Below are 8,179 nucleotides of genomic sequence, written 5' to 3' on the forward strand. Positions count from 1 at the left end.
GCCTACGTCACGCCGACGGGCGGCGGCGAGATCGTGCTGGGGCGGGGGCTGGCGTTCCGCACCTCGCAGAGCAGCGTCGCCAGCCTCGATCAGATCGTTGTCGCCGCTGGCAGCAACGGCTCCTCGATCACCGGCTGCAATTTCTGGTTCTCGCCGAATGCTCCGGCGGCGAGCCCGGTCCTCGTCGGCGCGGGCGATATTGCGCTCTGTGACAGCGCTGGAACGCCTGTCGCGTCCACGCGGGCCACCGCTGCCCTGCTCGACGCGATTCCAGGGACGGTGTTTACCACGGGTGACAATGCCTACAACTCAGGCACGCCAACCGAGTTCCAGCAGTGCTACGATCCGACCTGGGGTAGACATAAAACGCGCACACGACCGACGCCAGGCAATCACGAATATGGAACCAGCGGCGCTTCGGGCTACTTCGGCTACTTTGGAGCGCTCGCCGGCGATCCTGGCAAAGGCTACTACAGCTATAACCTGGGCCAGTGGCACATCATCGCGCTCAACAGCAACTGCTCGGCGCTAGGTAATGGATCGACAAGCGCGGGATGCGGCTCCACCTCTGCACAGGCCACATGGCTGCAACAGGATCTGGCAGCCAACGCAGCCGGATGCACGCTGGCTTACTGGCACCACCCGCGCTGGAGTTCAGGCGCGCACGGCAGCAGCACGGCGATGTCGGCCATCTGGCAGATGCTCTACGACGCGGGAGCCGATGTGGTGCTCGCCGGTCACGACCATAACTACGAGCGCTTCGCTCCGCTAAACGGAAGTGGCGCGGTGGACACGGCGCGCGGTATTCGGCAGTTCGTCGTCGGTACAGGCGGCGCGGCGCTGCGAAGTGTGGGCACGCTGCTGCCGACCTCCGAAAGGTTCCACTCGTCGACCCATGGCGTGCTGAAGTTGACCCTGCATGCCACCAGCTTTGACTGGCAGTTTGTACCGGCTGCGGGTAGCTCCTTCACCGACCAGGGCAGCGGCACCTGCCACTAGCCGAACATCGGGCATAGCTGTTTCGCGTTCGGCCCCGCCCCGCTCCTATGCCGTAGGCAATGGGAGCGGGGGAGAACTTGGTGCTTGATGCCTGATGATTCGCCCCTTCCGAGTCTGTCGGCGCCGTTAACCAATATTGACGATCATGACCCTATTGGTATATCATGCCGGTAGCACACCGAAGAAGCTGGTTCGATCGATCATCTGCCGCAGCCGTCCGGCACAACCCCCGAAAGGATGGTAATGAACACCGATCAGGTCCTCTCGTCAGTTGCTCCCGTTTCAGCCCATAGCTTGCTCGACCTCTTGCAGCTTCGCACGCGAGATCAACCTGAACGCACCGCCTACATCTTTCTTCAGGACGGTGAGCATACTGAGACGCGGCTGACCTATGCCGAGCTCGATCGGCGCGCCAGATCGATCGCGGCCTTGCTGCAACGAACGGCAGCGCCCGGCGAGCGCGTGCTGCTGCTCTATCCGCCGGGGCTCGATTACCTCGCCGCGTTCTTTGGCTGCCTCTACGCCGGGCTGGTCGCGGTGCCCGCCTATCCGCCGCATCCGCAGCGCCCGATGCCGCGCCTCCAGACGATCGTCGCGGATGCCGGAGCCACGCACGCGCTGACGACGGGCGTGCTGCTGTCGCAGCTTGAGCAGCGCTTCGCTCAGCTCCCCGATCTTGCAAGGCTGCGCTGGCTCTCTACCGACGGCGCGCTCGACGACCTTGCCAACGAGTGGCAGCCGCCCGCCATCGACGGCGCGACGCTGGCCTTTGTGCAGTACACCTCCGGCTCGACGGCCACGCCCAAGGGCGTGATGCTGACCCACGCCAACCTGCTGCATAACCTGGCCCTGATCCAGCGCGGCTTCGGGCACACGCCCGCCAGTCGGGGCGTGATCTGGCTGCCGCCGTACCACGACATGGGCCTGATCGGCGGGATTTTGCAGCCGCTCTACGCGGGCTTTCCGGTGACGCTGATGTCGCCGCTGGCCTTTTTGCAGCGTCCGCTGCGCTGGCTGGAGGCGATCACCCGCTACGGCGCGACCACCAGCGGCGGGCCGAACTTCGCCTACGATCTGTGTGTGCGCAAGGTTACGCCGGAGCAGCGCGCGACGCTCGATCTGCGTAGCTGGGATCTTGCGTTCTGTGGCGCTGAGCCGGTTCGCGCCGCCACGCTTGCCCGGTTTGCCGAGGCGTTCGGGCCGTGCGGCTTTCGCTATGAGGCGTTCTATCCGTGCTATGGCCTGGCCGAGGCCACGCTGATCGTATCGGGTGGAGCCAGGCATGCCCCGCCGATCATCCAGGCGGTCGATGCTGCCGCGCTTGAGCGCGACCGTGTGGCTGCGGCGGCTGAGGCGAGCAGCCGGGCGCTGGTTGGCTGTGGGCAGCCGCTGCCCGATCAGCAGGTGCGGATCGTCGATCTCGACACGCTGCGGCCATGCCCGTCGGATCGCGTCGGCGAGATCTGGGTAGCGGGGCTGAGCGTCGCGCAGGGCTACTGGAACCAGCCCGCCGCCACGGAGCAGACCTTTGGCGCGCATCTGGCGGAGAGCGGCGCGGGGCCGTTCTTGCGTACCGGCGACCTGGGCTTTCTCCACGACGGCGAGCTGTTCATCACGGGACGGATTAAGGATCTGATCATCATTCGCGGGCGCAACCACTATCCGCAAGACATCGAGCAGACCGTCGAGGCGAGCCATCGGCTGCTGCGGCCAGCCTCAGGTGCGGCATTCGGCGTCGAGGTCGGCGACGACGAGCAGTTGGTGATCGTGCAGGAGGTCGAGCGCCAGGGCTTGCGCGCCGATCTCTCTGAGGTCATCGCCGCGATCCGTCAGGCCGTCGCGGAGCAGCACGAGGTGCCGATCTACGCGGTCGTGCTGCTCAAGCCAGCCACGATTCCCAAGACCACCAGCGGCAAAATCCAGCGCCACGCCTGCCGCGCCGCATTCCGCGACGGCACGCTCGATCCGGTCGCGGCGTGGCACGCCAGCCAGCAGCCAGCAGCGGCGGACGAGCGCGACGATCCGCAGCGCAGCCCGACGTTTGACGATCCTGCGGAGCTGCAATCCTGGCTGGCCGCCCACCTGGCGCGGTCCTGCGGTGTCGCGCCGGATCAGATCGCGCTCGATCAGCCGATCACGCGCTACGGCCTCGACTCGATGGCGGCGATCGAGCTGCTGCACGGCATCGAGACGCAGACCGGCGCTGTGCTTTCGATCGCGGCGCTGCTTCAGGGGCCGAGCATCGCCGAGCTGGCAGCCGCGATCGCCGCGCAGCGCACAGCCGATCTGCTCCCGGCGGTGGATCGTGGAGACACAGAGCAACTCTCCTACGGCCAGCGGGCGCTCTGGTTCTTGCACCAGCTCGCGCCGCAGAGCACCGCCTACACCGTCGCCAACGCGGTGCAGATCGACGCGCCGCTCGACGCGGCCGCGCTCCAGCGCGCGGCGGACATGCTGATCGATCGTCATCCGCTGCTGCGGGCGGCTTTCCCGGCGCGGCATGGCGAGCCGTTTCAGCAGGTTGGTGCGCAGCAGGCGGCGGCCTTCGTCCACGAGGACGCGACCGCCTGGGATGCGGCATTCCTGCAACAGCGTCTTGTCGAGATGGTACGGCAGCCGTTCGATCTTGAGCGCGGGCCGCTGCTGAGGATCGCGCTGTTTACGCAGGATGAGCGGCGGTATACGTTGCTCCTGGCAGCGCATCACAGCGTGACCGATTTCTGGTCGCAGGCGCTACTGCTGCAAGAGCTGGATGTGCTGTACGCGGCGGCGCTGGCTCAGCAGCCACCCGCGCTGCCGCCGCTCACGGCGCGCTACGGCGAGTACGTGGCCTGGCAGCAGGTGATCCTGTTCGGCGCGGAGGGCGCGCGGCTCTGGGAGTACTGGCGACGGCAACTGGCCGACGCGCCCACGGTGCTCAATCTGCCCACGGATCGCCCGCGACCGCCCGTGCAGACGTTTCACGGCGCGGCCCACAGCTTCACGCTCGATCGCGATCTGACAAGCGCGATCAGGCGCTTCACCGACGCGCATGGCCTCACGCTCTACATGACGCTGCTTGCGGCGTTCGAGATCCTGCTGCATCGCTACACGGGCCAGGATGATCTGCTGGTCGGATCGCCGATGGCCGGACGCAGCCGCGCGCAGTTCGCACACGTCGTCGGCTACTTCGTCAATCCGGTCGCGCTGCGGATACGCTTCTCAGACGATCTGACCTGCGCGGCGCTGCTTCGGCAGGTGCGGCAGACCGCGCTGGCGGCGTTCGAGCATCAGGATTTTCCGTTTCCGCTGCTGGTCGAGCGGCTCCAGCCCGACCGCGATCCGAGCAGGCCGCCGCTGGTGCAGGCGATGTTCGCGCTGCAACAGGCACCGCCGCACGGTCACGAACGTCTGGCGGCGCTGGCGCTGGGCATCGACGGTATCGAGGTTGCGCTGCATACGCTGCCGCTGCGATCGGTGGCGCTGCCGCAGCAGACGGCGCAATTCGAGCTGGCGCTGGTCGTGGCCGAGGTCGACGGCGCTCTGCGCGGCTCGTGGCAGTACAACACCGATCTCTTCGACGCCGCGACGATCGAGCGCATGGCGCGGCACTGGGAGCGTGTGCTGCGCGCGCTGCTCTCCGATCCCGCTCAGCGCGCCGCCACGCTGCCGCTGCTGACCGAGGCTGAGCTGGGTCAACTGCTCGGCGAGCTGGCCGGGACGGCAGGGGACTATCCCGCCGATCGGACGCTGCACGAGCTGATCGAGGTGCAGGCAGAGCACGTGCCGGAGACGATCGCGGTAGTGTGGCAGGATCAACGGCTGAGCTACGCCGAACTCAATCGCCGCGCCAATCAACTGGCGCACCATCTGCGCGCCCTGGGCGTCGGCGCGGATACGTGCGTCGGGCTGTGCGTCGAGCGCTCGCCCGACGCGGTGATCGGCATCCTGGGCATTCTCAAAGCGGGCGGCGCGTACGTGCCCCTTGATCCGGCGTATCCCGCCGAGCGGCTGGCCTGGATGCTGGAGCACAGCGGCATCGGCGTGCTGCTTACGCAAGCAGCGCTGCTGCAAGGCATCGGTCTGCAATCACAGACCACAAGGGCAGTTTGCCTCGATCGGGATTGGCCGACGATCGCTCAAGGATCGGAGCAGAACCCACCACCGAACACGAGCGCCGCGCACGCGGCCTATGTGCTGCATACCTCCGGCTCGACCGGCAGGCCCAAGGGCGTGTGCTGCGATCATGGCAGCGTTGTCAATGTGCTGCACGATGTGCAGCGCCGCCAGCCGCTCGCGGCGGGCATGGCCTGTAGCTGGTGGGCCAGCCTGAGCGTCGACGTTTCGGTCCTCGAAATCTTCTCAGCACTGCTGGCGGGCGGCACGCTGCATATCGTCCCGCAGGAGGCACGCTTCGATGGCGCGGCGTTCGCGCGCTGGCTGCACCGGCATCAGGTGCGGAGCGCGTATATTCCAGCCTTTATGCTGCCCGATCTCATCGCGGCGCTGGATGGCGGAGTCGCGCCGCCGCTGCACCGCGTGGTGGTCGGCGTGGAGCCGATTCAGGAGCAGTTGCTCGCTCGCATCATGCGCGGTATTCCGGGCCTTAAGATCATCAACGGCTACGGTCCCACCGAGACGACGATCTGCACGACGCTGCACTCGGTCGATCCGCGCACGGCCCGCGACGACATCACGCCGCTGGGCACGCCTGTGCAAAATACGCGGGTCTATCTGCTGGATGCGCAGATGCAGCCGGTGCCGGTCGGCGTGCTGGGCGAGATCTATATCGGCGGCGCGGGGCTGGCGCGCGGCTATGTCAATCAGCCGGATCGCACGGCGGAGCGCTTCCTGCCCGATCCCTTTGCGCAGCAATCCGGCGGGCGGCTCTACCGCACGGGCGATCTGGCCCGTTATCTCGCGGATGGCACGCTGATGTTTGCCGGACGGCGCGACCACCAGATCAAGCTGCGCGGCTACCGTATCGAGCTGGATGAGATCGAGCAGACGCTGATGCAACATCCCGCTATCCAGGAGGCGATTGTCACAGTGCAGGAAGTGGCGGCGGGCGATAGGCGGCTGGTCGCGTACGTGGTAGCACAAAGACGCGGGGCGCCATGCGGGTGCCCATGCCCAGAGGGTACCCGGCCTGGCATCCAAAGCAAAGAACAAGCTGAAGAAGAGAACAAAAGAACAAGCGAACAAGGGGGATCCGAACGCGAACCGCGCACCGCGAGCCGCGAACCCTGGAGCTTGGAACTTCGCACATACCTGAAAGGTCGATTGCCCGCCTACATGGTGCCGAGCGCGTTCGTGGTGCTCGACGCCCTGCCGCTGTTGCCCAGCGGTAAGGTCGATCGCAAAGCGCTGCCGCTGCCGGACGAAGCCGCGCGCTCCACTGCGGGCTACCTGGCCCCGCAGACCGAGATCGAGCGGATGATTGCCGCGATCTGGCAGGAGACGCTACACGTCGAGCGCGTGGGCCTGCACGACAATTTCTTTGAGATTGGCGGTCACTCGCTGCTTGTGGCGCAGGTGCAGACGAAGCTGCGCGAAGCGTTCGATACCCACCTTTCAATCGTCGACCTGTTCCAATACCCGACGATCTATTTGCTGGCCGAGCGGCTCCAGCAGCAGCGCGTCGCGCCGCCGACCTTCCAGCAGAGTCGGGAGCAAGCCCACAGTCGTAAAGCGGCCATGCAGCACCAGGCCCGGCGCCGCCGCCCGCAGCGCAGCCACGAGCACGAGGAGTAAGCCCGGACTATGTTAGATCAGCTCAGCGATTCACCAGCAGACGCTCACGGCATCGCGATCATCGGGATGGCGGGGCGGTTCCCCGGCGCGTCGGACCTGCCGACCTTCTGGCACAACCTCTGCGCGGGCGTCGAGGCCATCACCCGCTTCCGCGACGCGGACCTGCGCGCCGAGGGCGAGGATCCCGCCCTGCTTCAGCACCCCCATTACGTCAACGCGGGCGGCGTTCTCGACGACATCGCCGCCTTCGATGCCGCCTTCTTCGGCTGCACCCCGCGCGAGGCCGAGATCCTCGATCCCCAGCAGCGCCTCTTTCTGGAGTGCGCCTGGGAAGCCCTGGAGCAGGCCGGCTACATTGTCACCGACCACGCCCCGCCCATCGGCGTCTTTGCTGGCACCGGCATCAGCACCTATTTCCTGACTCATCTCTATCAGAATCCGGATGTGCTGAATACGATCGGCAAGTTTCAACTGCTGCTCAGCAACGATAAAGATTTTCTCCCGACCCGCGTTTCATACAAACTCAACTTGAGAGGGCCAAGCGTTAGCGTCAATACGGCGGGGTCCACATCGTTAGTTGCGATCCACTTTGCGTGTCAAAGCTTGCTGAATGCCGAGTGCTCATTGGCCTTGGCGGGTGGTGTGTCGGTGCGCGTGCCGCATCGCGTCGGCTACTGGTATCATCATGGCGGCGTCCACTCGCCCGACGGCCACTGCCGCGCGTTTGCCGCCGACGCGGCGGGCACCGTGCCCGGCAACGGCGTCGGCGTCGTCGTGCTCAAGCGCCTGGCCGAGGCCCGCGCCGACGGCGATCCGATCCACGCCATTATTCGCAGCTCTGCCGTCAACAATGACGGAGCAGAGCGCGAAAGCTATACCGCGCCGAGCGTCGCGGGCCAGGCCGCCGTGATCGCCGAAGCGCTCAGCCTGGCCGAGGCCGCGCCGCACACCATCACCTATGTTGAGCCGCATGGGAACGCCACAGCCTGGGGCGATCCGACCGAAATCGCGGCGCTGACGCAGGCGTTCGGGAGCAGCAAGCAGCGCGGCTGGTGCGCGGTGGGCTCGCTCAAGACCAATCTGGGCCACCTCGATGCAGCGGCGGGCGTCGCGGGGCTGATCAAAACCGTGCTGGCGCTCCAGCACCGCCAGATCCCACCCAGTCTCCACTGCGCGCAGCCCAACCCGGAGATCAATTTTGCCGCCACGCCCTTCTACGTCAACACTCGGCTGCGCGACTGGCCTGCCGGGCCGACACCACGCCGCGCGGCTGTTGGCGGGCTAGGAATCGGCGGCACGAATGCGTATGTGATCGTGGAGGAAGCGCCGCCTGCCGCGCCGGCGGCGCCGAGCCGTCCCTGGCACCTGCTGACGCTCTCGGCGCAAACGCCCAGCGCCCTCGACACGCTCAGCGCGCAGTTGGCCGCCCACCTCGCCGCCCACCCCG

At 66.7% G+C, this 8,179-nt stretch carries 3 protein-coding genes; all 3 read left to right on the plus strand.

The genetic code is table 11. From position 1 onward, the window contains the following. A partial coding sequence (locus tag VFZ66_07295) for a metallophosphoesterase (protein ID HEX6288978.1) occupies positions 1–999 on the plus strand: 999 nt, incomplete at its 5' end. A 243-nt stretch (positions 1,000–1,242) separates the two neighbouring features. Further along, complete coding sequence (locus VFZ66_07300) at positions 1,243–6,732, plus strand: amino acid adenylation domain-containing protein (protein HEX6288979.1); 5,490 nt, start codon at positions 1,243–1,245, stop codon at positions 6,730–6,732. 9 nt (positions 6,733–6,741) lie between these two features. Beyond that, positions 6,742–8,179 (plus strand): polyketide synthase (locus VFZ66_07305; protein HEX6288980.1); only part of this gene is annotated, 1,438 nt, incomplete at its 3' end.

The organism is Herpetosiphonaceae bacterium (assembly GCA_036374795.1).
GTDB lineage: Bacteria > Chloroflexota > Chloroflexia > Chloroflexales > Kallotenuaceae > LB3-1.

Coding starts and splice junctions, on each gene's coding strand:
- VFZ66_07300 (HEX6288979.1), top strand. CDS start 1,243: ATGAACACCGATCAGGTCCTCTCGTCAGTTGCTCCCGTTTCAGCCCAT.